The sequence below is a fragment of the Albimonas sp. genome (assembly GCF_055129145.1).
This window is the reverse complement of record NZ_JBSRTQ010000021.1, coordinates 1-24,974: the sequence shown is the minus strand read 5'-3', so window position 1 is coordinate 24,974 and position 24,974 is coordinate 1. Positions and strand designations below refer to the sequence as shown.

24 protein-coding genes are annotated in these 24,974 nt (G+C 69.2%); 16 read left to right on the top strand and 8 right to left on the bottom strand.

What is annotated here, in order from left to right; all coding sequences use genetic code 11:
* Positions 1–14: 14 nt before the first annotated feature.
* Positions 15–716 carry a hypothetical protein gene (locus tag ACTB72_RS05855; RefSeq protein ID WP_463036048.1) on the bottom strand — a complete coding sequence of 234 codons (702 nt, stop codon included), beginning with the start codon at positions 714–716 and terminating at the stop codon, positions 15–17.
* Between the two features lie 198 nt (positions 717–914).
* The gene (locus ACTB72_RS05850; protein ID WP_463036047.1) at positions 915–1,592 is read right to left on the bottom strand and encodes a DnaJ domain-containing protein; all 678 of its coding nucleotides are present in this window, start codon (positions 1,590–1,592) and stop codon (positions 915–917) included.
* Between the two features lie 129 nt (positions 1,593–1,721).
* Here ACTB72_RS05850 and ACTB72_RS05845 point away from each other — a divergent pair, with 129 nt between their 5' ends.
* Both ACTB72_RS05845 and ACTB72_RS05840 read left to right on the top strand, forming a co-directional pair.
* Positions 1,722–2,039, top strand: coding sequence for a BolA family protein (locus ACTB72_RS05845; protein ID WP_463036046.1), 318 nt, complete (start codon positions 1,722–1,724; stop codon positions 2,037–2,039).
* The gene (locus ACTB72_RS05840; RefSeq protein ID WP_463036045.1) at positions 2,036–2,224 is read left to right on the top strand and encodes a hypothetical protein; all 189 of its coding nucleotides are present in this window, start codon (positions 2,036–2,038) and stop codon (positions 2,222–2,224) included. Before ACTB72_RS05845 ends, ACTB72_RS05840 begins: the two co-directional genes overlap by 4 nt.
* Positions 2,225–2,277: 53 nt before the next feature.
* On the opposite strand, the gene ACTB72_RS05835 is transcribed toward ACTB72_RS05840, so the two are convergent.
* A complete protein-coding gene (locus ACTB72_RS05835) occupies positions 2,278–2,727 on the bottom strand; it encodes a DUF4177 domain-containing protein (RefSeq protein WP_463036044.1) in 450 nt (149 codons plus the stop codon).
* A 100-nt stretch (positions 2,728–2,827) separates the two neighbouring features.
* A complete protein-coding gene (gene gatB / locus ACTB72_RS05830; protein ID WP_463036043.1) occupies positions 2,828–4,339 on the bottom strand; it encodes an Asp-tRNA(Asn)/Glu-tRNA(Gln) amidotransferase subunit GatB in 1,512 nt (503 codons plus the stop codon).
* A gap of 286 nt (positions 4,340–4,625) precedes the next feature.
* Here gatB and ACTB72_RS05825 point away from each other — a divergent pair, with 286 nt between their 5' ends.
* The 11 genes from ACTB72_RS05825 (at position 4,626) to ACTB72_RS05775 (ending at position 14,333) form a co-directional block, all read left to right on the top strand.
* A complete protein-coding gene (locus ACTB72_RS05825) occupies positions 4,626–5,453 on the top strand; it encodes an amino acid ABC transporter substrate-binding protein (protein WP_463036042.1) in 828 nt (275 codons plus the stop codon).
* A gap of 167 nt (positions 5,454–5,620) precedes the next feature.
* The gene (locus ACTB72_RS05820; RefSeq protein ID WP_463036041.1) at positions 5,621–6,418 is read left to right on the top strand and encodes an aspartate dehydrogenase; all 798 of its coding nucleotides are present in this window, start codon (positions 5,621–5,623) and stop codon (positions 6,416–6,418) included.
* 690 nt (positions 6,419–7,108) lie between these two features.
* Positions 7,109–8,170 (top strand): TRAP transporter substrate-binding protein DctP, encoded by a 1,062-nt coding sequence (dctP, locus tag ACTB72_RS05815; RefSeq protein ID WP_463036040.1) that lies wholly within the window; start codon positions 7,109–7,111, stop codon positions 8,168–8,170.
* A gap of 269 nt (positions 8,171–8,439) precedes the next feature.
* A complete protein-coding gene (locus tag ACTB72_RS05810) occupies positions 8,440–8,985 on the top strand; it encodes a TRAP transporter small permease subunit (protein ID WP_463036039.1) in 546 nt (181 codons plus the stop codon).
* A complete protein-coding gene (locus ACTB72_RS05805) occupies positions 8,982–10,295 on the top strand; it encodes a TRAP transporter large permease (protein ID WP_463036038.1) in 1,314 nt (437 codons plus the stop codon). Before ACTB72_RS05810 ends, ACTB72_RS05805 begins: the two co-directional genes overlap by 4 nt.
* A gap of 36 nt (positions 10,296–10,331) precedes the next feature.
* Entirely contained in the window at positions 10,332–10,859 is a 528-nt protein-coding gene (locus ACTB72_RS05800; protein WP_463036037.1) for a cupin domain-containing protein, read from the top strand.
* 4 nt (positions 10,860–10,863) lie between these two features.
* On the top strand, positions 10,864–11,178 hold the full coding sequence (locus tag ACTB72_RS05795) for an NIPSNAP family protein (RefSeq protein ID WP_463036036.1): 315 nt from the start codon (positions 10,864–10,866) through the stop codon (positions 11,176–11,178).
* Positions 11,175–11,972, top strand: coding sequence for an alpha/beta fold hydrolase (locus ACTB72_RS05790; protein ID WP_463036035.1), 798 nt, complete (start codon positions 11,175–11,177; stop codon positions 11,970–11,972). Before ACTB72_RS05795 ends, ACTB72_RS05790 begins: the two co-directional genes overlap by 4 nt.
* A 27-nt stretch (positions 11,973–11,999) precedes the next feature.
* Complete coding sequence (locus tag ACTB72_RS05785; protein ID WP_463036034.1) at positions 12,000–12,761, top strand: SDR family oxidoreductase; 762 nt, start codon at positions 12,000–12,002, stop codon at positions 12,759–12,761.
* Between the two features lie 20 nt (positions 12,762–12,781).
* Positions 12,782–13,552, top strand: a complete 771-nt coding sequence (locus tag ACTB72_RS05780) for an SDR family NAD(P)-dependent oxidoreductase (protein WP_463036033.1) — start codon at positions 12,782–12,784, stop codon at positions 13,550–13,552.
* Between the two features lie 121 nt (positions 13,553–13,673).
* The gene (locus ACTB72_RS05775; protein ID WP_463036063.1) at positions 13,674–14,333 is read left to right on the top strand and encodes a TetR/AcrR family transcriptional regulator; all 660 of its coding nucleotides are present in this window, start codon (positions 13,674–13,676) and stop codon (positions 14,331–14,333) included.
* 30 nt (positions 14,334–14,363) lie between these two features.
* On the opposite strand, the gene ACTB72_RS05770 is transcribed toward ACTB72_RS05775, so the two are convergent.
* From ACTB72_RS05770 to ACTB72_RS05755, 4 genes are all read right to left on the bottom strand, one after another.
* Positions 14,364–14,573, bottom strand: a complete 210-nt coding sequence (locus ACTB72_RS05770) for a hypothetical protein (protein WP_463036032.1) — start codon at positions 14,571–14,573, stop codon at positions 14,364–14,366.
* A 268-nt stretch (positions 14,574–14,841) separates the two neighbouring features.
* The gene (ggpS, locus tag ACTB72_RS05765; RefSeq protein ID WP_463036031.1) at positions 14,842–16,344 is read right to left on the bottom strand and encodes a glucosylglycerol-phosphate synthase; all 1,503 of its coding nucleotides are present in this window, start codon (positions 16,342–16,344) and stop codon (positions 14,842–14,844) included.
* A gap of 125 nt (positions 16,345–16,469) precedes the next feature.
* Entirely contained in the window at positions 16,470–17,234 is a 765-nt protein-coding gene (locus ACTB72_RS05760; RefSeq protein WP_463036062.1) for an HAD family hydrolase, read from the bottom strand.
* A gap of 131 nt (positions 17,235–17,365) precedes the next feature.
* A complete protein-coding gene (locus ACTB72_RS05755) occupies positions 17,366–18,514 on the bottom strand; it encodes an NAD(P)H-dependent glycerol-3-phosphate dehydrogenase (RefSeq protein WP_463036030.1) in 1,149 nt (382 codons plus the stop codon).
* A gap of 685 nt (positions 18,515–19,199) precedes the next feature.
* On the opposite strand from ACTB72_RS05755, the gene ACTB72_RS05750 reads away from it, so the two are divergent.
* The 3 genes from ACTB72_RS05750 to gghA all read left to right on the top strand — a co-directional run.
* Entirely contained in the window at positions 19,200–20,099 is a 900-nt protein-coding gene (locus ACTB72_RS05750; protein ID WP_463036029.1) for a UTP--glucose-1-phosphate uridylyltransferase, read from the top strand.
* A gap of 182 nt (positions 20,100–20,281) precedes the next feature.
* Positions 20,282–22,489, top strand: a complete 2,208-nt coding sequence (gene glgB / locus ACTB72_RS05745; protein ID WP_463036061.1) for a 1,4-alpha-glucan branching protein GlgB — start codon at positions 20,282–20,284, stop codon at positions 22,487–22,489.
* A 130-nt stretch (positions 22,490–22,619) separates the two neighbouring features.
* On the top strand, positions 22,620–24,974 hold a 2,355-nt coding region (gene gghA / locus ACTB72_RS05740), incomplete at its 3' end, for a glucosylglycerol hydrolase (protein ID WP_463036028.1).

Below are 24,974 nucleotides of genomic sequence, written 5' to 3'. Positions count from 1 at the left end.
CGCAGGGCCGAAGCTCAGCCCCGGCGGCGTCGACGGCCGACGAAGGCGAGCGCGCCGAAGCCGGCGAGCGCCAGCGGCGCGGCGGCGGGCAGGGGCGCCACCGCGTCTGCGGTGGTCAGCGCTACCGACAGGTTGTCGAAGGCCACCTTGGTTCCGATGGCGCCGTCGTTCTCGGTGGCGAAGCCTATGGCGATCGGCGCCCCGGCCACAGAGAAGTCCAGCCCCAGCCCGCCGTCGAGCGCGATGAAATCGGTCGCGGTCAGACCGTCGCCGCTGGCGTTCCCCCAGCCGGGGGCCGATCCGGTGCCGAACAGGGCGTCGACGGCGTAGGTGGAACCCGCCTGCTCCAGCACCAGCGCATAGACCCCCATGCCGGTGTCGTTGCCGACGACGACGTTGAAGTCCAGCGAATAGGCGACGGAGAGGATCGCCCCGCCGGCGGGGGCGTAGCTCAGCCCCGGCCCGCCGAAGCGGGTGATCACCAGGTCCAAAGCGGTGTTGGCGACCGTCAGCGCGTCGCCCGGATTGCCGTCGGTGGTGACCGTGGCGGTCTGCACGCCGTCGGGGCCGGCGAGGGAGGTGGCGGTCCAGCCGGCGAAATCGCCTTCGCTCAGGGTCACCGTGCCCGCCTGGGCGGAGGCGGCCAAGCAGATCGCGGCGAGCGAGGCCACGGACAAGCGACGCGATGCGGCGGTCAGGACGAGATTCATATGCATGATCAACTCCAATGGGCCGATGGAAATTTGCAACCTGATCTGCTTAATTCGGCGTCGCGAAAATGCAAGTCCCAGGCGCATTGCGGCCCATGCGGCGGCGGGATCGGGGAAAGCCGGCCCTGTCCGGCGCCCGGCCCTGGCGCGGCATCCCCGCGCGCCATGACAGGGGGCGGGCGACGAAACCCGCCCGAGCGCGGCTCAGTCCGCGAAATTCCGGCTGTTCTTGAGCTGCTCCCAGGCCCAGAGCACCTGGGTCAGCCGCGCCTCCTCGTCCCGCCGTCCACCGTTGAGGTCGGGATGCAGGTCCTTGATCAGCGCCCGGTAGCGCGCGCGGATGTCGCGGCGCTTGCTCGCGTCGGGCACGCCGAGAATGTCCAGCGCCCGCCGCTCGGATGCCGGCAGCAGGCGGCGGCGCGGCTCGGGGCGGCGGCCCTCGGGCGGCGATGCGCCGGGATTGATGGTGGCGTTGTCGCCCAGAACCTCGAAGGGATCGCGGTAGCCGAAGCGCGCCCAGGCCCGGCCCTCGGCATGGCCGTTGGCGTTGACCTGCGGATGGCCGCCCTGGCCCAGCTTCCAGGTCGGCCGCTCCCAGGTGTTGGCGTAGCGGATGCTCTCTTCCAGCTCCGCTTCCGACTGACCTTCGAAGAAGTTCCAGGAGCGGTTGTATTCGCGCACATGCTCCAGGCAGAACCAGTGGAATTCGTCCAGCCGTTCGGGCGACACCGGGGCGCGATAGGCGCCCAGCTCCTCGCAGCCCTCGCATTCGCAGACCCGCGCCGAGCTCGCCTGCGCGCCGGTATGGCCGCGCGCGCGCTGACGCCGCCGCTTGTCGGCGGTGACGGAGACGTCGTAATCGAGGAACGAGCGGCGCGACAAGCTGGCCTCTCCCAGGTATTGCGGCCCCGGGCGATCGGGGCGTCCTATGCCGGGGCCTGCGGCGTCCGGCGACTCGGGCGCACGAGTGTATCCCGTGCGGCGCGAAGGAAAAGACGGAGGATCGACGCGATGCGAGCGAACCCGACGAAAACGGCGGCGGAGACGGCGGAGGGCGATGGCCCGGTGACCGCCATCATGCGGGCCAAGCTGGTGGCGGAATTCGCGCCCAGCGCGCTGGAGATCGAGGATCAGTCCGAGAGCCATCGCGGACATGGCGGATTCAAGGAAGGGGGCGAAACCCACTTCCGCATCCAGATGAGGGCTGAGGCCTTCGACGGCAAGTCCCGTGTGGCGCGTCAGCGCGCCGTGATGGGGGTGTTGAAGGCCGAGCTGGCGGGCCGCGTCCATGCGCTGAGCCTGGAGCTGAGCGGGGAGGCGGACGGATGAGCGTGAGGCGGGCGATGCGGCTCGCGGCGTTGCTGGCGGCGGCGGGCGCGCTCGGCGGCTGCGCGGTGGCGAGCGTGGCGGGGACGGTGGTGTCGACCACCGTCTCGGTGGCGGGGACGGCGATCAGCACAACGGCGGATGTGGTCGGCGGCGCGGTGGACGCGGTGATCCCCGACGGGGATTGAGGGGGCTCGCCCCGGTCCACGCCAATGGAGGGGCGGGCCGGGGCGTCGCCGGTTCAGCGCTGGGCGGGGCCGAGACGGGTTTCGGGGGCGGGCGCCTCCGGGGCGTCGGCGGCCGCCTCGCGCATCGAGGGGTCGAGGCGCATCAGCGCCGCGTCGGGCGACCCCGCGGCGGTCGGCGCGGGCGCAGCGGCCGGCGCGCGGCGGAATGCGGGCGGCTCGTCCTCGGCGAAGCCCGCGGCGCCGGACAGGTACGCGTCCTGGCTCCCAGGCTTGGCGCGGCGGAAGATCAGCACCGAATGAAACACCGTCGAGCGGCGGGAGAGAAAGCCCTGCCGTTCCTCGCAGGGCAGATTCTCGGCGCGCATGTATTCCCAGCCGCCGGCGGCTTCGGCCCCGATCGCCTCTTCCAGCGTGCGGGCGAAGGCTTCCGGGCCCTTGGCGACGCCGCGGAACTTGCCGGCGCGGCGGGGCGCGGCGACGGTCTTGTAGTCGTAGAGGATCATCCCGGTTCCCGTTCTGCGGCCCGAACCGGGCCGGGCCGTAACCTAGCCCGCCCGGGAGGCGATTCCAATCCGGCCTCGCGGCCGCGGCCGTGCCGGCGGCTCAGACGCCCAGCTTGGCGCGCACGATGTCGTTGACCGCCTTGGGGTTGGCCTTGCCGCCGGTCGCCTTCATCACCTGACCCACGAACCAGCCCGCCATCGACGGCTTTTCAATGGCTTGCTGCGCCTTCTCGGGGTTGGCGGCGATGACCTCGGCCACCGCGGTCTCGATGGCGCCGGCGTCGGTCACCTGGCGCATGCCGCGCGATTCCACCAGCTCGGCCGGATCGCCGCCTTCGGTCCACAGGATCTCGAACAGGTCCTTGCCGATCTTGCCCGAGATGTCGCCCTTGCCGATCAGGTCGATCACGCCGCCGACCTGCTCGGGCGAGACGGGCGATTCCGTCACCGAAAGGCCCTGCTTGTTGAGCCGGCCGAAGAGCTCGTTGATCACCCAGTTCGCCGCCTGCTTGCCGTCGCGGCCCTTGGCCACCTGCTCGAAATAGCCGGCGTTCTCGACCTCGGCGGTCAGCACGCCGGCGTCGTATTCGGTCATGCCGTAGGCGGTGACGAAGCGGGCCTTCTTGGCGTCGGGCAGCTCCGGCAGGCTGTCGCGGACGCGGGCCACATAGGCCTCGTCGATCTCCAGCGGCAGCAGGTCGGGGTCGGGGAAATAGCGATAGTCATGCGCCTCCTCCTTGGAGCGCATCGACCGGGTCTCGCCCTTCGAGGGGTCGTAGAGACGCGTCTCCTGATCCACCTTGCCGCCGTCTTCCAGTATGGCGATCTGGCGCCGCGCCTCGTAGTCGATGGCCTGCTGAATGAAGCGCATCGAGTTCATGTTCTTGATTTCGCAGCGGGTTCCGAGAATGGAGAAATCGTCGTTCTCGCGGAACCGCTCGTAATCGCCGGGCTTGCAGACCGAGACGTTGACGTCGGCGCGCAAGCTGCCCTCCTGCATGTTGCCGTCGCAGGCGCCGAGATAACGCAGGATCTGACGGAGCTTGCGGACGTATTCCGCCGCCTCCTCCGGTCCGCGGATGTCGGGGCGGGACACGATCTCCATCAACGCGACGCCGGTGCGGTTGAGGTCGACGAAGGAAAGGCCCGGGTCCATGTCGTGGATCGACTTGCCGGCGTCCTGCTCGAGATGGATCCGCTCGATCCGCACGCGGCGCGCGACGCCGGGCTCCATGTCCACCAGCACCTCGCCCTCGCCCACGATGGGGAACTTGAACTGGCTGATCTGGTAGCCCTGCGGCAGGTCCGGATAGAAGTAGTTCTTGCGGTCGAAGACCGAGCGCAGGTTGATCCGCGCCTTCAGCCCCAACCCCGCGCGCACCGCCTGTTCGACGCAGAAGTCGTTGATGACCGGAAGCATTCCCGGCATCGCCGCGTCGACGAGCGAGACGTTGGTGTTCGGCTCCGCCCCGAATTCGGTGGACGCGCCGGAGAACAGCTTGGACTTGGAGGCGACCTGGGCGTGGACCTCCATACCGATCACCAGTTCCCAGTCGCCCAGCGCGCCATGGATCACCTTCGCCTCGGGTTCGCGGTAGTCGAGCTCGGCCATGGTCGTGTCCTCTCGGGCGGGGTCGGGATCGGGGTGGAGCAGGTCGGCGCTCGGGATAGCGCCAAGACGGGCGGATTTCCAGTGCATCCGGCGCCTTGGCTTGCGTCGCGCGGTTGCGGGGCCCATTCTGGCGGATGTAAATCCAATGACCGAAGGGGAAGGCATGTCGGGGGGGCGTGCGGAGCGTGCCGCGGCGCGGGCGAGCGCTGGCGGCGAAGTGTGGCGCGCGAGGCCGGGCCTCGGGGCGCGGGCTTCGGCGTTGGCGGCATGGGGCGCGGTTTTCGTCATGGCTTTCATGGGCTTGGTGGAGAGCGCCGCGCCGGTGCGGGCCGATGTGCTGGAAGATGTCGCCGCGCGCGGCGCGCTGAGGCTGGGCTACCGGCTCGACGCGCCGCCCTTCTCCTATGCCGACGATCGGGGGCGGCCCACCGGGCTCGCGGTGCGGCTCTGCGAGCGGGCGGCGCCGGGGATCCTGCAGGCGGCGGGCGCGCCGGAGGGGTCGGCGGTGGAATGGGTCGCGGTCAGCGCCGCCGACCGCCTTGACGCGGTCGCGGACGGGCGGATCGACCTGCTGTGCGGGCCGACCACCCAGACCCTCAAGCGTCGGGAAACGCTGGATTTCTCCATCCCCTATTTCATCGACGGCGCGGGAATCGTGTTCCGCAAGGGCGGAGCGGAGCGGCTGGCCGACCTCACCGACGACGCCGTCGGCGTGCTCAACGGCACCACCACCGAGATCATCGCCCGCAAGGTGCTGGCGAAGGTCGCGCCGGGGGTGCGGCTCGTGCTTTTCTCCAACCACGTCATGGGGTTGGAGGCGCTGCAGAAGGGCGAGATCGAGGCCTATCTGGGCGATCAGTCGATCCTGCTCTATCAGCTCGGCCGGATGCGCCCGACCGTGCAGCCGGTGATCTCGCGCCGGACGCTGTCGCGCGAGCCCTATGCGCTGACCATGAGGCGGGGCGAGACCGGGCTGCGGCTGGCGGTGGACCGGGAGCTGAGCCGGATCTACGCCTCGGGCGAGATCTGGGACATGATCGGCGAGGCGCTGGGCAAGCTGCAGATCAGCCCGGAGATCGAGGCGATCTACGAGGTGGTCACCATCCCCGATTAGGCTGTTTCGAAGGGGGCGACATGCGTGCACGGCGCGTGCGCCGCGCGTATGCCAGGTGAAAGAGTCGGGCATTGCGGCCGCGGCCTCGCTTGACTTGGGGCGGGGCGGCGCCTTGTCTGCGCGCCGACCCTCCCCGCCCCGACCTCCCCAATCGACAGGATCCTCCCATGCCGCACGCCCCCCGCATCGCCGTCATCGGCCTCGGCGCCATGGCGCGCAGCCTCGTCGCCTCGTTGCCCCGGGGGGCGGAGGGGCTGCGCGTCGGCGCGGCCCTGGTGCGGCCGGGATCGGTGGTCGAGGGGGCGGCGTTGGAGCTCTTCCGCGACGTGGACGCGCTGCTCGGCTGGGGGCCGGATCTGGTGGTGGAATGCGCCGGGCACGGGGCGGTGCGCGACGTGGCGCCCGTGCTGCTGGCGGCGGGGGTGCCTGTTGTGCTCGCCTCCATCGGGGCGCTGGGCGACGAGGGGCTGCGGGAGCGGCTGGAGGCGGCCGCGGGGCAGGGGGGCGCGCGGCTCTCCATCGCCTCGGGCGCCATCGGCGGGCTCGACATCCTGCGCACCGGCGGGCGGGCGGGGCTTTCCCGCGTGACCTATCGGGGCGTGAAGCCGCCCGCCGCCTGGAAGGGCACGCCGGCGGAGGAGACGCTGGATCTGGATGCGCTGACCGAGGCCGCGGTGTTCTTCGAAGGCGACGCGGCCGAGGCCTCCGCCCGATTCCCGAAGAACGCCAACGTCACCGCCGCTGTGGCGCTGGCCGGCATCGGTTTCGCGCGGACCCGGGTGAGCCTGATCGCGGATCCGGGCGCTTCGGGCAACAGCCATCATGTCGACGGCGAGGGCGCGTTCGGGACCTTCGAGGTGGCGCTCTCCAATGTGCCGCTGCCCGACAATCCCAAGACCTCCTGGCTTGCGGCGCTGAGCGTCGAGGAAGCGGTGGTCCGCCATTTTCAGAGGGTCAGCTACTGACGCGGCGCCTTGGGGCCGCGGTGGCGAGAGGGGCGCGCAACCGCGGCGTGCGAATCGCGGCGGGCCGCCGCGTGATCGGGGCTGGCTGAAACCGGGCGCCTCAGACGAGGCGCCCGGTTTCGGAGAGAAACCGAGGCGGAAACTTGGCAAGGCGATGCGCGGGGTCAGCGGCCTGGGCGGCGGCTGATGCAGAGCTCGGACCGCGCCGAGCGGGGGTGATGCGGGCGGCGGCCGGGGCTTGAAATCCTGTGCGGCGGCGGGGCGTCGGGCCCCGATAAATATATAATAATATTGAAAAATTCAGGTGCGGCGTCCGGGTTTCAGGCGCCACCCGCGGCCGTGTCGCGCCTCGTTGTTCGAGGCGGCGCGCCCGGGGTTCCGGCACGCGTGCAATGCAGCGAAAACTTCGTTGACAATGTGGCAGGCAATCGAATTACTGACATACATGTTAGTAAGCAGACCTCAGCGCAGAGCCTGTTTTTCAGGCGCCCGAACCGGAGGCGCCCGCTGGGGCGCAACCCGCGCCGGCGCGCCCGACGCCGCTGGACCCGTGCCGACCGTCGACCCCGTTTCCGGACGCCCGACCGCCTGACTTCAAGTCGGACGGAAGGGGAGCCCGGCGCCGAAAAAGCCATTCCGACCCCGCTCCCCGCCTCATCGCATCGCAGCAAACCTCACGAGGACGCGTTCATGATCGACCTGAAGACCTCCCTCGGCGCCGCCGCGCTGGCGTTCGGCCTCGGCGCCCTACCGCAGGCCGCCGCCGCCGCCGACACCGTCGAGCTGAGCATGGCGACCCCCTGGGCCGGCGGCCACTGGCTCGAGATCGGCGCCGCCAGCTACGCCAAGATCGTCGAGCAGATCACCGACGGCCGCGTGAAGATCAACGTCTTCCCCGCCGGCGCGCTGGGCCCGGCCCTGAAGGTGACGGAGACCGTGCAGAACGGCATCGCCGACATGGGCCACGCCTGGGGCGGCTACGACTGGTCGGTCGATCGCACCTCCGCGGTGATCTCGGGCTGGCCGGGCGGGCCGAACCCCGAAGAATTCATGATGTGGATCTACAACGGCAACGGCCTCGCGCTGTGGAAAGAGTGGCGGATGGACGTGTTCGGCGTCGTCGCCATCCCCTGCGGCGTGACCGAGACCGAGATCTTCATGCATGCCCACAAGCCCGTGCGCACGCCCGAAGACATGAAGGGCCTGAAGCTGCGCACGTCGTCGGCCTGGGCCGAGATCGCGCCGAAGCTGGGCGCCTCCACCGTGGTTCTGCCCGGGTCGGAAGTGTTCTCGGCGCTGGAGCGCAAGGTGGTCGACGCCATCGAATGGGGCGGCCCGGGGGGCAACCTCGAAGCCGGCTTCGACAAGATCGCGCCCTACATCATGATGCCCGGCCTGCATTCGCCGGCGGCGGTGCATGACTGCATCATCAACAAGGAAGTGTGGGCGAAGATCCCCGCCGACGACCAGGCGCTGATGGAGACCGCGGGGCGTCTCGCGATGCTCGACAGCTATCTGGGCTACGTGAAGATGGACCTCACGGCCTATGCCAAGATGAAGGAGTCTTCGCCCGCCGAGATGATCATCGTCGACGACAGCCTGGTGAAGGCGGTCAAGGCGGCCTCGGCCGAGTGGGCCCAGGAGCAGTCGGCGACCAACCCCTGGTTCAAGAAGATCTACGAGGACCAGTCGGCGTTCCTGGCGTCCCTGTCGGGCCTGAGCGAGTTCCGCTTCGCCCCCGGCGGTCGCTGAGCGCGACGGTCGGGCCCGCCGCGCGCCCGGTTGCGGGCGCGCGGCGGGGTTTTGGCGACAGGGGGGCGGCGCCCCCTCCCCCCCCGTTCGGCTCCCCTATGTTCCGCAGCGTGCCCGGCGCCGCGTATCGGCACCCTCTGCCTCTTCCTCCTCCACCCTCCCCTCCTCCTCCACCCGGCGCCCTCGATGCCGAAGCTCGCGAGCGATGACTTGACCCAAGCCCCGCCCCTCCGCCGTCCGCCGGCCGCCCGCCCCGAGGCGGTTCCGTCATGATCGCGGGAGCGAGGCGGCTCATCGCCTTCATATCGCGCCTGTCGACCTGGTCGGGTCGGATCGGCGCGCTGGTCGTGACGCCGCTGGTGGTGGCGATGGTCTACGAGGTGACCAGCCGCTACGTGTTCGACGCCCCCACGCAATGGGCGTTCGAGGTCAGCTACATGCTGATGGGCACGGTGTTCCTGCTGGGCATCTCCTACGCGCTGGCGGTGGATGCGCATGTGCGGGTGGACTTCATCCACCAGCGCGCGCCGCGCCGGCTGACCGCGGCCTGGGACCTGATCTGCTACATCATCCTGACCGCGATGTTCGTCTGGCTGACCTGGGCGCTGACCAACAACGCCATCAAGGTGATGCAGACCGGGGAGACCACGGGCTTAAGCGCCTGGAACCCGCCGGTCTGGCCGTATCGCCTGGTCTATGTGGCGGGGTTCGCGATGATGTCGCTGCAATGCTTCGCGCGCATCCTGCAATGCCTGCTGACCGTTCTGGGCCATGACGAGCCCGCTTCCCCCCATCAGCCGGAGAGCGCGGCATGACCGGCGACATCGCGCTCACCATGTTCCCGGTGCTGATCGGGATGATCTTCCTGGGTTTCCCGGTCGCGTTCTCGATGATGCTGGTGGCGCTGGGCTACGGCCTCGTGCGCTTCGGCGACATCCTGATCCTGCAATTCGCGCAGAAGGTCGACGAGATCTCGACCAACTACGTGCTCGGCGCCATTCCGCTCTTCGTGTTCATGGGCGCGGTGCTGGAGCGCGCGGGGATCGCGGAGACCCTGTTCGACGCGATCTACATGTGGACCCGGCGTCTGCCCGGCGGGTTGGCGGTGGCCGCCCTGATCATGTGCACCATCTTCGCCGCCGCCTCGGGCGTCGTGGGCGCCACCGAGACGCTGGTCGGGATGCTGGCCATCCCCGGCATGATGAAGCGGAAATACGACAACTCCCTGGTTGCGGGGACGATCTGCGGGGGCGGCAGCCTCGGCACCATCATTCCGCCGTCGATCCCGGTGATCGTGCTGGCCCCTATCGCGACGTTGCCCGTGGGCGACCTGCTGGCCGGCATCATGCTGCCCGGGCTGCTGATGGCGGCGATGTTCATCATCTACATCATCATCGCCTGCACGGCGAACCCGAGCCTCGCCCCGCGCGAGACCGAGCCGGATCCGCGGTCCTGGGCCGAGAAACTGCGCTACACCGCCTTCGCCCTGGTGCCGCCCGCCTTCCTGGTGTTCACGGTGCTGGGCACGCTCTTCGCCGGGCTGGCGACCCCGACCGAGGCCGCGGCCTGCGGGTCGGCGGGCGTGGTCCTGCTCTCGATCTTCTACGGCAAGTTCTCCTTGCGGCTGATCTTCGAGGCGTCGCTGCGCACCGTGTCGCTGACCGCGATGATCCTCGCCATCGTGCTGGCGGGCTCGATGTTCTCGGGCGTGTTCTTCGCCTCGGGTGGCATGGGGGCGACCAAGGCGTTGCTGGACAGTTTCGGGCTGGAGACGTGGTCGGTCGTCGCCGTGATCCTCGGCGTGACCTTCGTGATGGGCTTCGCGATGGACCTGATCTCCATCGTGCTGATCATGATGACGGTGTCGATCCCGATCCTGCGGACCTATGGGGTGGATCCGCTGTGGTTCTCGGTGGTGTTCCTGGTGACGTTGCAGACGTCGTACCTGTCGCCGCCTATGGCGCCGTCGATCTTCTACCTGCGCTCCATCGCGCCGCCCGAAATGAAGCTGCAGCAGATGTACAAGGGGGTTATTCCTTTCATCATCTGCCAGTTGATCGTGCTGGCGCTGCTGTTCATCTTCCCCGAGCTCGCGACCTGGCTGCCCAAGGCCATCTACGGCTGAGCCGTCGCGCGAAAAGACCCCTGAGGAGACCCCGAAATGACGACCGACACCGACACCGACACCGACACCATCGCCTTCGTGCTCGGCCCCGACGAGGGCGAGAGCTACTGGCAGCCGGTCCCCGCCAACGGCTTCATCCGCAACATCCTGAGCCAGGCCAAGTGCAAGAGCGAGACGCCGTTCTCGCTGGGCACCCAGACCGTCGCGGCGCAGAGCTTCATTCGCGAGCACACCCATGACCGGCATGAGGAGGTGATCCACGTCGTCTCCGGCAAGGGCATCGCGCGGGTGGACGGGGTGGAGCATCCGCTCGAACCCGGCTCGACCGTCTGGGTGGGGCTGAACCGCAAGCACCATTTTCTGAACCCGAACGACGAGCCGATGACCTTCGTGTGGCTGCTGCTGCCCGGCGGGCTTGACGATTTCTTCGCCCAGATCGGGCGGCCGAAAGAGCCGGGTCAGCCGGCGCCCGAGCCGTTCCCGCGGCCGGTCGACGTCGAAGAGATCGAGCGGCGCACCGTCTTCGGCTGGGCCGACGGCGCCTACACGCCCAAGGGGGAATGATCCGATGATCTTCGAGGAGCGCGACTATCACATCCGTCCCGGCAAGCTGGGGCTGTTCGTGGCGGCCTATCGCGACCACGGGCTGGAGATCCAGAAGAAGCATCTGGGGACCTTCATCAGCTATTTCACGACCGAGGTCGGCGAGCTGAACCATGTGGTCGCTCTGTGGGGCTACGAGGGCCTCGACGACCGGATGGCGCGGCGCAAGCGGATGCTCGCCGACCCCGAATGGCAGGACTATCTGAAGCGCGTGGACGGGATGATCGAGCGGCAGAACACCCGCATCCTCACCCCCGTCGACTTCTCGCCGCTGCAATGACCGGGACGGTTTTCACCGTCGAGACCCCTGACGGCGCGCGGCTGAATGCGCGCCGTCAGGGGGCGGGGCCGGCTTTGGTCCTGGTCTCGGGGCTCGGCGGGTCCGCCGGGTTCTGGGACGGGGTGGCGCCGGCGCTGGCCGAGCGGTTCGAGGTGATCCGCTTCGACCAACGCGGGATCGCGGGGTCCGGTCTGGGGACGGCGGCGGTGGATATCGCGCAGCTGGCGCGGGATGTGGGCCATGTGATGGACGCGGCCGGGATCGGGCGCTTCGGCTTTCTGGGTCATTCGACCGGCGGCTGCATCGGGCAGGCGCTGGCGGCGATGGCGAAGGACCGGCTGGAGCGGCTGATCCTCAGCGCCACATGGGGGGCGAAGAGCCGTTACATGCAGGCGCTGTTCGGGACCCGGCTGGGGATTCTGGAGACGGATCCGGCGGCCTATGCGGCGTCCTCCACCCTGATCTCCTATGCGCCCGAATGGCTTGAGGCGAACTGGGGCGCCTATGAGACGGCCGTCTCGAAGGCGCCTGTCAGTCCCGCGGCCCAGGCCGTGGTGCGTGGGCGCATAAAGGCGCTGATGGAGTTCGACGGGGCGGAGGGGCTCGACATCTCGGGCCTGCCGACCCTGCTGCTGGGGGCCGAGGACGACATGATCGTGCCGGCGTTCCTGCAACGCGCGCTCGCCGCCCGGCTGCCGGGCGCGGCGCTGACCCTGCTGCCCGATGGCGGCCATTTCTACCCGGTGTCGCGCCGGGACGACTTTCTTTCCGCCGTGCGCGGCTTTCTCGCCTGACGCCGGCCTCCAACGCAGGACGACCCCATGAAGCTCGACGGAAAAATCACCCTCATCACCGGCTCGGGCTCGGGCATCGGGCATGAGACGGCGAAGCTCTTCGCGGCCGAGGGCGGCACGGTGATCGTCGCCGACCGCAACGCCGAGGCCGCCGAGACGGTCGTCGCGGAGCTGCGCGCGATGGGCGCCGAGGCGGCGGCGTTCACGGTCGACGTGTCGGACGAAGACCAGGTGAAGGCGATGATCGCCTTCGCGGTCGACACATACGGGCGGCTCGACGTGCTGGTGAACAACGCCGGCTACGGGATCGCGGGGACGGTGGCGACCACCAGCCTCGCCGACTGGAAGGCGCTGATGTCGGTGAATGTCGACGGCGTGTTCCTCGGCTGCAAATACGCCATCCCGGTGATGGAGGCGCAGGGCGGCGGGGTCATCGTCAACACCGCGTCCGGCGGGGCGATCGTGGCGATCTACGACCGCGCGGCCTACACCGCCTCCAAGGGCGCGGTGGCGGCGCTGACCCGGGCGATGGCGGTGGACCATGCCGGCGCGAACATCCGGGTGAACTGCATCGCGCCCGGCACCATCGAGACCCCGTATTTCAAGACCATCTTCGAACGGTCCAATGACGCCCCGGCGCTGCGCGAGCTGCTGGAGAAGCGGCAGGTGATGAACCGCCTAGGCCGTCCCGACGAGATGGCCAAAGGCATCCTGTTCCTCGCCTGCGACGACAGCTCGTTCTCCACCGGCTCGACGCTCGTATGCGACGGCGGCTGGACCATCCATTGATCCCTGAGAAGGACAAGAAAATGTACAAACTCGACGGGAAGACGGCGCTGGTCACCGGCGCGGCGCATGGCATCGGCAAATCCATCGCGGTCCGGCTGGCGGCGGAGGGCTGCGCGGTGGGTCTGCTGGACTTCGACCTGGAGGCCGCCGAGGCGACCGCCGCCGCGATGCGCGAGACCGGGGCGAAGGTGTTCGCCGCCCGGGCCGACGTGGCGGTGAAGGCCGAGGTCGTGGCGGGGGTCGCCGAGCTGGTCGAAAAGCTCGGCCCCATCGACATCCTGGTGAACAATGCCGGGCTCTGCAAAGTCGGCCCGATGCTCGAGACCTCGGACGAGGACTGGGACCGCACCTTCGCGATCAACGTCAACGGGACGTTCCACGTCACCCGCGCGGTCGCGCCGGCGATGGTGGCGCGGGGCGCGGGCGCGATCATCAACATCGCGTCGTGGATGGGCAAGTCGGGGGTGGAGGCCTACGGGGCCTATTGCGCTTCCAAATTCGCGGTCGTGTCGATGACGCAGTCGCTGTCGAACGAGATCGCGCCCAAGGGCGTGCGGGTCAACGCGGTCGCGCCCGGCATGATCATCGATACCAAGATGCGCGACGAGACCGAGGCGCTGCGCCGCGAGCAGGGGCTGCCCGACGCCCATGCCCGCGCCCAGGCGATCCCGATCCGGCGCCCCGGCTATCCGGTCGACATCGCCAACGCGGTCGTGTTCCTCGCCTCCGATCAGGCGTCCTACATCACCGGCGAGTGCATCAACGTCACCGGGGGCCTGTGGAACGACTGACCTGCGGCGCGGCGGCCGGGGCCGAGGCCCGCGGCCGCCGCGCTTGACATTGGCCGGGCTTGGCGACAAGGCGGCGGCGTCTCCGGAGCCACCGGGGCGGATCGGGAGGGGTCGCTTGCAGGTGTCGCAGGATCGGGCGGACGACAGGGGCGCGGCCATGCGCCAGCGGATCGAGGACCTGTCGGTCGAGCTGCTGGTGCGCCATGGCGCGCAGGGGTTCCGCTTCCGCGAGCTGGCCGAGCGGCTGGGCGTCACCCGCGCCACGATCCACTATTACTACGGCACCAAGCAGACCCTGGTCGATGCGGTGGTGGTCCAGTACATCACCCAGCTTCTGGCGACGTGGGAGAAGAACTGGGTCGGCGACGCGCGCTTCACCGAGAAGATCGTGGGCATGATGGAGGCGAACCGCAGCCGTTACCGCGCCTTCAACCCGACGAAGAAGACCAACAATCCGTGGAGCCTGATCGGCCGGATGCGGGTCGACCGCGAGGTGATCGGCGAAAGCGCGCAGGAGGCGCTGGACGGTTTCGGCGTGACGCTGGAGCGGTTCATCATCGCCGCCATCGACCAGGCGGTGGCTCGCGGCGAGTTCGACGCCGACATCCCCCGCACCGACATCGCATTGCAGCTGGTGGCCATCGCCGACAGCGCCGGCGCGATCACCCAGGACGGCGGCGGGTTCGAGCGCCTGGACCGGCTCTACCGCTCCTTCGCCCATATCGTCGAGCACGCCTATGGCGCGAAGGCGGGCGCGGCGCGTCGCGGCGGGGCGAGCTAGACCGGCGCTCGCGCCCGCCCGGGTCGGATATCAGTCGTCGTCGAGCATCGCCATCGCGGCCTGACGCTGGCTCGGCTTCAATTTCAGAAACTGGCTGCGGGCCTTCTTGATCTGCGCGGGCGTGCCGTCGGCCGAGGCGGCGGCGAGCGCCTGGGTCGTGGGATGCTCGGCCCCCAGGATGAAGGCGAGGGCGGAGGCGAGGCGCCCCATCGCCGCCCGGTCGATCGCGGTGTCGTCCATGTCGGTTCCTTTCCGCCGGCCCCCGCCGGCGCCTCCGTCCGGGATGAGGCGGCGACGATGGGGCAGGGGGGCGGGTGGCGCAAGGGTCGGTCCTTCATCGGGGCGGAGGCTCCGTCGCGGGATCCGAAATGGGTGGCGCAATCGACGGGGGAGATCATCGTGTCGAATGGCGCCTGGAAATCATGCCCCGATGTCGGAGGGGCGGCCCGGGGTCGTCAATGGAAACGAACGGGGCCGCCCCTCCGGCGGGGAGGGGCGGCCCGTGGCGTCAGGCGGGCTCGGTCGCGGGCTCGCGGGCGATGGCGTTGAACTGGCGCTGCTGCTCCTCGGCCCAGGCCTTGATGTCGTATTTGGCGACCTTGCGGCGGAGCTGGAGCATGCGGGCGCGGCGCTCCTCCTCGGGCATGTCGAGGGACTGGTCGATCGCCGCGTCCATCGACTTGTTGGAGAAGGGGTTGGCGATGACCGCGTCCGACAATTCCACCGCGACGCCGGCGAATTCGGAGAGGCAGAGCACCCCGTCGCCGTCGACGCGGGCGGCGCAGAATTCTTCCGACACCAGGTTGAGGCCGTCGGCCAGGGGCGTGATCCAGCAGACGTCGGCGGCCTGATAATAGGCGATCAGGTCGACGAACGGGATCGCCACGCCGATCAGGCTGACCGGCTGCCATTCGAACGAGCCGAAGCGGCCGTTGATGCGGCCGACGATCTGCTCGATCTCGTTCTGCACGGTCTCGTAGGCGGTCATCGCGCGGTTGGCGGCGACCGAGACATGCATCAGGCGGACATGCCCGTGCAGCTCGGGCCGACGCTCCAGCAGACGCTCATAGGCCAGCAGCTGCTCGACATTGCCCTTGGTGTAGTCGGTGCGGCTGACCGAGACGATCAGCTTGGCGTCGCCGACCTCGGCGCGGATGCGGGCCTTGGCCTCGGCGGTCTCTTCGGAGCGGCCGAGATTCTGGATGTATTCGACGTCGACGCCCACGGGGAAGGTGCCGATGTCGATGCGCCGGCCCTCGAAATGCAGGGCGGTGGGGGTGATCCGCTCGACCAGCGCCATGCCGTCGGCGGGGAGGAAATCGGGGTTGGTCTTGATCTCTTCCACCCGGTCGATGTCGAAGAGCGAACGGGCGACATGCACGAAATTCGCGGCGTAGCGGGGGATATGAAAACCCACCACGTCGGCGCAGAGCAGCGACTGCACGATCTCGGTCCGCCAGGGCAGCACGTTGAACATGTCGGCCGAGGGGAAGGGCGTGTGGTGGAAGAAGGCGATCTTCACGTCCGGGCGCAGGCGGCGCAGATAGGCGGGCACGAGCCAGAGGTTGTAGTCGTGCACCCAGACCACGGCGCCCTCGGCCGCCTCGTTGGCGGCGGCCTCGGCGAAGGCCCAGTTCACTTCGCGGAAGGTCGGCCAGTCGACGGGGTCGTAGTTGTAGCGCTCCTTGAAGGAATGGAGGATCGGCCAGAACGCCTCCTTCGAGGTGACGTGGTAGAAGGACGACACCTGTTCGGCGGTCAGCGGCAGGCGTGAGACGGTGTAGGTCCCGAAGCTGTCCTCGATGTCGAGCACGGTCTTGAATCCGGGATTGGACGTGTCCTCGGCCAGCTTCCACGCCACCCAGGCGCCTTTGCCGACGCGGCCGAAGAAGCTTTTCAGCGTGGGAACGATGCCGTTGGGGCTCTTGTTCTCCCGGCGTTCGATCTTTCCGTCGACCTCCACCTCTTCATAGGGCTGGCGGTGGTAGACGATCACGAGATCGGAGGACATCGGGCTCTCCCTGGGGTTTGGGGCGTGGCGACCGCCCCCCGGGGGAGGGGCGGCGCGAGCGCGGCCGGACGGGGCGGTCCCCGAGGGTCGCGAAGGCTTGGGCGGCGGGCCTGCCGCGCGGGCGGTCAGGCGACCGCAGCGGCGTCCGGGGCGGGGGGCGTGGGGTGCAGACCCAGGCTCGCCACTGCCTCCAGAATGCCGCCGGCGCCGATGGCGTTCGCCTTGTGGAGATTAGCGCGGTCGGGGAGCTTTTCCAGCAGTCCGGATTCCGCGCCGCCCACCGCGACGGCGGGCAGGTCGAGCGCCAGCATGGAATAGTCGTTCAGGGTGTCGCCCGCGGCCAGCGTCTTGTTTTCGGTCACGCCCAGATGCGCGATCAGGCGCAACAGGGACGGGCCCTTCGAGACGTCTTTCGGCAGCACGTCGAAGAAGCGGTTGTCGGAGACGAGGCTGTCGAGGCCGAGGCCGGCGACGATGTCATGGGCCGACGCATCGAAGGTTTCGGGGTCGTAGTCGTAGCTGACCCGGTGACGGAAGGCGGTGGGCTGCAGCTTCAGGCCCGGATGGCCGTCGAGCGCGGCGCGCACCTTGTCGCCGGCATCGCCCCAGGCCTCGGCGATCCAGGCCTCCAGCGGGGCCATCGGGGCGACGCGGCCCTTGCCGGCCTCGTCGAACTCCACCCGGGCGATGGTGGTGCCCACGTCGCCGATCACGTATTCGGGCCAGGGCACGAAGGTTTCGGCGCAGAGCTGCTCGAGGAACTGGGGATCGCGGCCGGTGACGAAGATCAGGCCGATCTCGGCCGGGTTCGCCTCGATCCATTCGTAGAGCTTGCGGCGGTCGCTGTCGGAGCCGCCGAGGAAGGTGCCGTCGAGATCGGTGGCCAGCACGAAGCGGCGCGAGGCGAATTCGACGTATTCCGCGGCGCGCGACCCTTCGGGCGGATGGCGGCGCGCGGCGGCGAGGGCTTCGGGGATCTGGCCGGCGTCGGCGGTCTTTCCGGGGACGAGAGGCGGGGGGGTCAAGACAGCATCTCCTTGAAATGGAAGGCGGTGCGGCGCTCGGCCGGGTGGCCCAGCTCCAGCTCCACCAGGGCGCGCGGCTCGCCTTCCAGCGGGCGGCCCCAGAGCATGGCGAACGCGTCGGACATCTCGTGCCCGTCATGGAGGATGCCGCGCACCGCCTCGCAGATCGGCAGGTGCACGTTGTGCTTGCGCGCGAGGTCGGTGACCGAGAGGGCGTTGCGCTCCCCCTCCACCACCACGGGCTTGCCGTCGAAGACCTTGTCGCGCGCGATCCCCTGGCCGAGCTGCATGCCGAAGGACATGTTGCGCGACTGTTCGGACGAGCAGGTGAGCGTCAGGTCGCCGATGCCGGCGAGGCCGGTGACGGTCTCGCGACGGCCGCCCAGCGGCTCGGCCAGGCGCTTCATCTCGTCGAGGCCGCGGGTGATGAGGGCCGCGCGGGTGTTGGCGCCGAAGCCCGCGCCGGTGGCGATGCCGCAGGCGATGGCGATGACGTTCTTCAACGCGCCGCCGACCTCGACGCCGACGAGGTCGTCGGAGACGTAGGGGCGGAAGGATTCGGTGCCCATGGCGACCGCGAGCCGGGCGGCGACGGTCTTTTCGGGCGCGAGCTCGAATTTCTCGGGGCCGTCGTCGGAGGCGATGGTGCAGGCGGTGGGATGGCCCATCGCCGTCTCCGACGCGAAGTTGGGGCCGGAAAGGGCGCCGAGCGGGTTGCCCTTCAGCTCCTCCGCCGCGATGTCGGACATCAGCAGGCCGGAACCGGGCTCGATCCCCTTGGCGCAGAGGATGACGGGCGTGGTGGGGGGCAGGATCTCGGCCATGGCCCGCGCGGTCTCGCGGATGGCGGAGGAGGGGACCACCAGCAGCACCGCGTCGGCGTTTTCGAGCGCGGCGGCGAGGTCGGAGGTGACGCGGATCGAGTCGGGCAGCGGCGCGTCGGGCAGGTATTTGCGGTTGCGCCCGTCGGCGCGCATGGCGGCGGCGTGCGCTTCGTTGCGCGACCAAAGCGTCACGCCGCGCCGCGCCTGGGCGGCGACGCAGGCGAGCGCGGTGCCCCAGGCGCCGGCGCCGATGACGGCGATGCGCCGGATCGGGGCGGGAAAGGCGGCGTCGTCTTCGGCGCCGAGGTCGAATGCGCTCATGCGGTCACCTGTCTGTTGCGGGCGGCGGGGGCCGCGGGAGGTCGGGAGGGCGCGGGCGCCGTCGGCGGAGCGTCGATCGCATCCCATGGGCCGCAGGGGGCGCGGCCCGGATCGCCATGGCCGTCGCGCGGCATCGACCCCCTGCGATCGCCCGCCGGGGCGGTCGGGTCAGGGGGCGGAGCATGTCTCTTGCGGCGTTGCGGCATTGTGCTGGCAAGGGTAGCGCGGCCCCCGGTCCCCGACAAGGGCGCAGCTAAACTTCCCGGGCCGGGCCGGGCGGCGGGGATCGGGGGCAAGCATCGCCCCGGGACCTGCGACCGATAGACTTTCGAGGCCCGGTGGATTTTGACCATTTTGCGACAGTAGTTACTTGATGAGGCGCAATTCGACCACGGTCATCGCGAAATCGGCCACGATGTATTGAGAAAAACCCCGAAAATCATCGGATCGGTGCCGTCGGCGCCAGCCGCCCGCCCCGGGCGTCGGAGCGCGCCGACGCTGCGCCGCACAAAAAAATCCCTTGAAATTTACCGGATCCCGCTATCGTCTTAAGGGAGCGTAAAACATCGAACCAACAGTTCGCGACGAGTGAATTCCGCATGAAGCGCACCGACCAGATGGGTCTCAAATCCCGCTTCGGTCCGGACCGCCCCACGGATGTCGCGCATGACACTGGGAGTGCCAAATGACTTCGCCCATCCGGACCGCCGTGTTCCCCGTCGCAGGCCTGGGAACCCGCTTCCTGCCCGCGACCAAGGCGACTCCGAAGGAGCTGCTGCCGGTCATCGACACCCCGCTGATCCAGTTCGCGATCGACGAGGCGCGCGCGGCGGGCATCCGCAAGATGGTGTTCGTATCGCATCCCACGAAGGGCTCGATCGAGCGCTATGTGCGTCAGGACCATGATCTGAACGATCAGCTCCGCGCCAAGGGCAAGGACGAGATCGCCGACATGCTGCAGGGCATGGCGGCCGACCCCGAGTCCGAAGAGATCATCTTCGTGATGCAGGACCAGCCGCTCGGCCTCGGCCATGCGGTGCTGATGGCGCGCGCGCATGTGGCCGAGGACGCCTTCGCGGTGATCCTGCCCGACGACCTGATCCTCGGCGAGCCCGGCTGCCTGAAGGAGATGGTCGAGGCCCATGCCGAATGCGGCGGGCATCTGGTGGCGGCGATGGAAGTGGCGGCGTCGGAGACCAGGTCCTACGGCGTGCTCGACCCGCTGGAGCGCACCGGCAAGTTCACGCGCGCCCGCGGCATGGTGGAGAAGCCGGCCCCCGAGGACGCGCCGTCTCGCCTCGCCGTCGTCGGGCGCTATGTGCTGGATACGTCGATCTTCGAGGACCTCGCCACCCAGACCCCGGGCGCGGGCGGCGAGATCCAGCTGACCGACGCCATCGCCGCGGGAATCGGTCGGGTCGGCCTCGCCGGGTTCGAATTTTCCGGAAAAAGGTTCGACTGCGGGTCGAAATCCGGGATGCTGGCCGCCAAGTTGCATATCGCGGCCGACGACCCGGAATACGCCGAGGTGATGGCCCGCCACGGGTTGCGCACCGCGGAGCTCGACCGCATCGCCGCCGAATGACGGCCCGCGTCTGATGGTCCGCGTCTGACTGGACGCACCGAATACGGCGCGTCCGCACGGCGCGCCGGCGGCGGGGAGGTTTCCCGCCACCGGCGCGCCGTTTCGTTTTTGAAGGACCCGCAGGCCCCGGCGATCCCGCCCAGGGGCTCGGGCGCAACGGAAAGGAGGAGGTCTTGACCCCGATTTCCGCCAAGACCGTCCGCAAGGGCGACGAGATCCTGATCGAGGCCGGCGAGGCCGAACGCATCGCCGCCGGCCGCCATCCGGCCCTGTTCGACATCCTGGGCGCGCATCCGCATGGCGACGGCTGGCGCATCGCGGGCTTCGTGCCGGGGGCCGAGGCGATCACGCTCGAGGACATGAACGGCCAGCCGATCGTCGAGATGATCCCGCAGGGCCATGACGTCTTTGCGGCGACCCTGGCCGAGCGGCCGCAGGGATGGCGGTTCCGCGCGCGGCGCGGTGCGGATGGATGGACGGTCGAAGATCCCTACCGCTTCGCCCCGGTGCTGGGCGAGATGGACGAATATTTCCTGACCGAAGGCTCGCACGGCCGGCTCTGGGACGCGCTCGGCGCGCATGTCCGCGACCATGAGGGCGCGGCGGGCGTGCATTTCGCGCTCTGGGCCCCGAATGCGACGCGGGTGTCGGTGGTCGGCGACTTCAACGACTGGGACGGGCGCCGCCATGTGCTGCGCCGGCGCGGCGCGACGGGGATCTGGGAGATCTTCGCGCCGGGCCTCGGCGACGGGGCGCGCTACAAGTATGAGATCCTCGGGCCGGACGGGCAGCTCCTGCCGCCCAAAGCCGACCCGGTGGGCTTCGGGTCGGAGATCCGGCCCGAGAATTGCTCGGTGGTGCGCGACCTGCGCGGCAAGACCTGGTCGGACGGCGAATGGATGTCGCGGCGCGGCGCGCTGCAGCGGGCGGACGCCCCGATTTCGATCTACGAGGCGCATCTGGCGTCCTGGCGGCGCAACCCGGACGGCTCCTGGCTGACCTGGAAGCAGCTCGGCGAGCAGCTGGTGCCTTACGTGAAGGACATGGGCTTCACCCATATCGAGACGCTGCCGATCACCGAGCATCCGTTCGACGGGTCCTGGGGCTATCAGCCGGTGGGGCTCTATGCGCCGACCGCCCGCCATGGCGACCCGCACGGGTTCCGCGATTTCGTCGAGGCCTGCCATGCGGCGGGGATCGGCCTGATCCTCGACTGGGTGCCGGCGCATTTCCCGACCGACGCGCACGGGCTGGCCCATTTCGACGGCACCCATCTTTACGAGCATGCCGACCCGCGGCAGGGGTTCCATCCCGACTGGAACACCGCGATCTTCAACCTGGGCCGGCGCGAGGTGGCGAACTACCTGGTGGCCAACGCCCGCTACTGGCTGGGCGAATATCACATCGACGCGCTGCGCGTCGATGCGGTGGCCTCGATGCTCTATCTCGACTACTCGCGCAATGCCGGCGAGTGGGTGCCCAACAGGCATGGCGGTCGCGAGAACCTGGAGGCGGTGGACTTCCTGCAGAGGATGAACGCCGAGGTCTACGGCGATGATTCCTCGATCATGACCATCGCCGAGGAGAGCACCGCCTGGCCGGGGGTGAGCCGTCCCGTGGATGCCGGGGGGCTCGGGTTCGGGTTCAAGTGGAACATGGGCTGGATGCACGACACGCTCCAGTACATCGCGCGCGATCCGCTTCACAGATCGCATCACCATGGTGAGATAAGCTTCGGGCTTCATTACGCTTTCTCCGAGAATTTCGTGCTGCCGATCAGCCATGACGAGGTGGTGCACGGCAAGGGCTCGATGATCGGCAAGATGCCGGGCGACCGCTGGGGAAAATTCGCAAACCTCAGAAGCTATTACGCTTTCATGTTCGCCCATCCCGGCAAGAAGCTGATGTTCATGGGGCAGGAGTTCGGGCAGCAGGCCGAATGGAACCACGAGACCGGGCTCGACTGGCCGGCGCTGGGCGATCCGCTGAATGAAGGGCTTCGCAAACTCGTCAGCGATCTCAATGCCGTATACCGCGAGCTTCCCGGGCTGCATCAACGTGATGCGCGCGAGGACGGGTTCCGCTGGATCGACGGGTCGGCCGAGGCGCAGTCGGTCTACGCCTGGCTTCGTCAGGGCGAGGACGGCGCGGCGCCGGTGGTGTGCGTGTTCAACTTCTCGGGCGTCGAATACGCCGACTGGCGCATCGGCGTGCCCGCGCCCGGCTTCTGGGCGGAGCGGGTGAACTCCGACGCGCAAGTCTATGGCGGCGCTGGGCGCGGGAACCTCGGGGGCGTCGAAGCCGACGCCGCCCCGGCCCATGGCTACGACCAGTCGATCAAGCTGACGCTGCCGCCGCTGACCGGCATGATCTTCGAGCTGAAGCGCTGAGGCCGCCCAGGCCTCAGGCCGCGCGGCCGACGCCGACGCTTCCGGCCGCGCGGATCGCTCCGCCGCGGCCCTCTTCCGGGCCCGCGGTTCCGCGGCCCGGGGCCCCCATTCAACGACCCGGAGATCCCGCATGATCCTGCGCGACGACGCCGCCTGCGAAGCGCTGGCCACTGGCTGCCGCGAGACGCTCGCCTCCTCCGCCTCCAGCTTCGAGGCGGCGCGCAAGCTGGCGCGCCACCTCGGCGGGCTGGTCACGGCGCCGGGCAAGGCCGAGTTCGGCTTCTGGGCGCCGGAGCTGCTGGAGGCCCGCGTGCCGGACGGGGACATCTTCCTCGAAGTGCTGCAGCCCGACGCGCAGCTGTCGCTGACGGTGTCCCGCCAGAACGCCCGTTTCCGCCGGACCCGGGTGCCGGTGGCGCGGGTCGACGCCTGGATCTGGTGCGCGGTGGAGGGGATGCGGGCCGGCAGCCGGGAGACCATCGGCGATTTCTACGCGCTGAGCTGGCGCGACGGGGAGGGCGAATGGCATCGCATCTTCGACCCGCTGACCGCCTCGGTCCCGTTCGGGGTGTTCGCGCCCTCGGAGCTTTACGATCTCGCTTCCATGCAGGCGGCGCGCACCGACGCGGCGTATTTTCAGGCGTTCGAGCCGGGCGAGGATGGCGCCCCGGCGAAGCTCGGGCCCCCCTGCAACATCCTGCAGATCCACACCCCCACCGCCACCGCCGGGCGCACGCTGGCGAGCCTCGCCCGTCAGATCGACTATCTGGCCGACCGGGTGCGCCATGGCGGGCGGATCGAGCCCGCGGACCGGCTGTTCATGGGCTATGACGGCGTGCAGCTGCTGCCCGTCGAGCCGACCACGGTCTACGAAGCCGGTCCGGATTTCTGGACCGAAGAGGGCGATTACGGCGAGGTGGTCACCGCGGACCTGCGCCGCCCCGACACCACCAACTGGGGCTACGACATCGTCATCGCCGGCATGGCGGCGGTGAACCCGGCGCTGCTGGAGACCGGGCGCCCCGACGAGCTGGTCGACCTGATCGCCGCCCTGCACAATTTTCCGGATGGCGCGAAGAAGCTGGTGTTCGACGTGGTCTACGGCCATTCCGACAACCAGGGGCTCGACGCGCTCAACCGGCATTACTTCGCCGGGCCCAACATGTACGGGCAGAACCTCGCCTATCGGAACTGGACCGTACGCGCGATCATGCTGGAGATGCAGCGGCGCAAGGTCGATTACGGCGCCGACGGCGTGCGGGTCGACGGCGCCCAGGACTTCAAGTGGTGGGACGCGGACGCCGAGGTCATGCGCCACGACGACGAGTATCTGCAGGAGATGTCGGACGTGGTGCAGGAGGTGGCCGGGGTCGAATACCGCCCCTGGTTCATCTTCGAGGACGGCCGCCCCTGGCCGCAGGAGGACTGGGAGCTCAGCTCGACCTATCGCGCGGTGATCGACAAGCAGCGCGACGACGACGTGTTCCAGTGGGGCCCGCTGACCTTCGCCCACAACACGCCGTTCCTCTACACCTTCTGGCTGTCAAAGTGGTGGCGGATCCGGGAGATCGTGGAGCGGGGGTCGAACTGGATCTCGGGCTGCGCCAACCACGACACCCTGCGCCGGGGCACGCAGATCAACCCCAAGCTCAACATCAACACGCGGCTGGGCGAGACGCGGATGGATATCCTCGACCATGCCTATGACAACCCCGCGGTGCAGATGCTGACCTACGCGGCGTTCCCCGGCGTGCCGATGGATTTTCTCAACGCCATGGCGCGGGCGTCCTGGGGGTTCATCCGCAACCAGGACGACAAGTACGGCGTGAAGATCATGGCGGAGGAGGCGATCAGCCTCGAGTGGCAGGTCGACGCCTATGCCTATTCGCTGCCCGGCGCGTTCTCGCGCCTGAAGGCGCTGGGCTACGAATCGCGCGAGGATCTGCAGCGCTTCCTGCATGTGCTGCCGGCGCTGGTCGACGTGACGGATTACGATCTGGAGGTCATCGCCTCGCTGCTCAACGCGGTGGAGCCGAAGCTGGCGGGCCCCGCGCCGTTCACGCCCGCCGCGCTGAAGGTGATCGCGCGGGCCTGGATGGACGACATGCACGACTACTGCAATGTCGCGGGCTATCTGGACCGGCTGACCGAGCGGCAGACCGCCTTCGCGCTTTCCTTGCGGGAATTCCGCGCGGCGCGGCCGTGGCTGCGGGGGAATTTCGCGTGGCGCGACCAGTTCTCCTATGTGCAGCCGGTGGATGGGACGGTGCTGTTCACCTCGTTCCGCCAGGGGCCGGACGGGGAGCAGGTCTATATGGTGGCGCATATGGAGGGGGGCGAGACCACGGATTTCGACCCGATCAACCTGCATCACCAGGCGGCCGACGGGCAGGGCGGCTGGAAGGTGGCGCTGGCCACGCCGCAGATCGGGGCGGATTACGAGGGCGGACCGCTGGTGCTGCGGGATTCGATGGGCGTGGTGTTC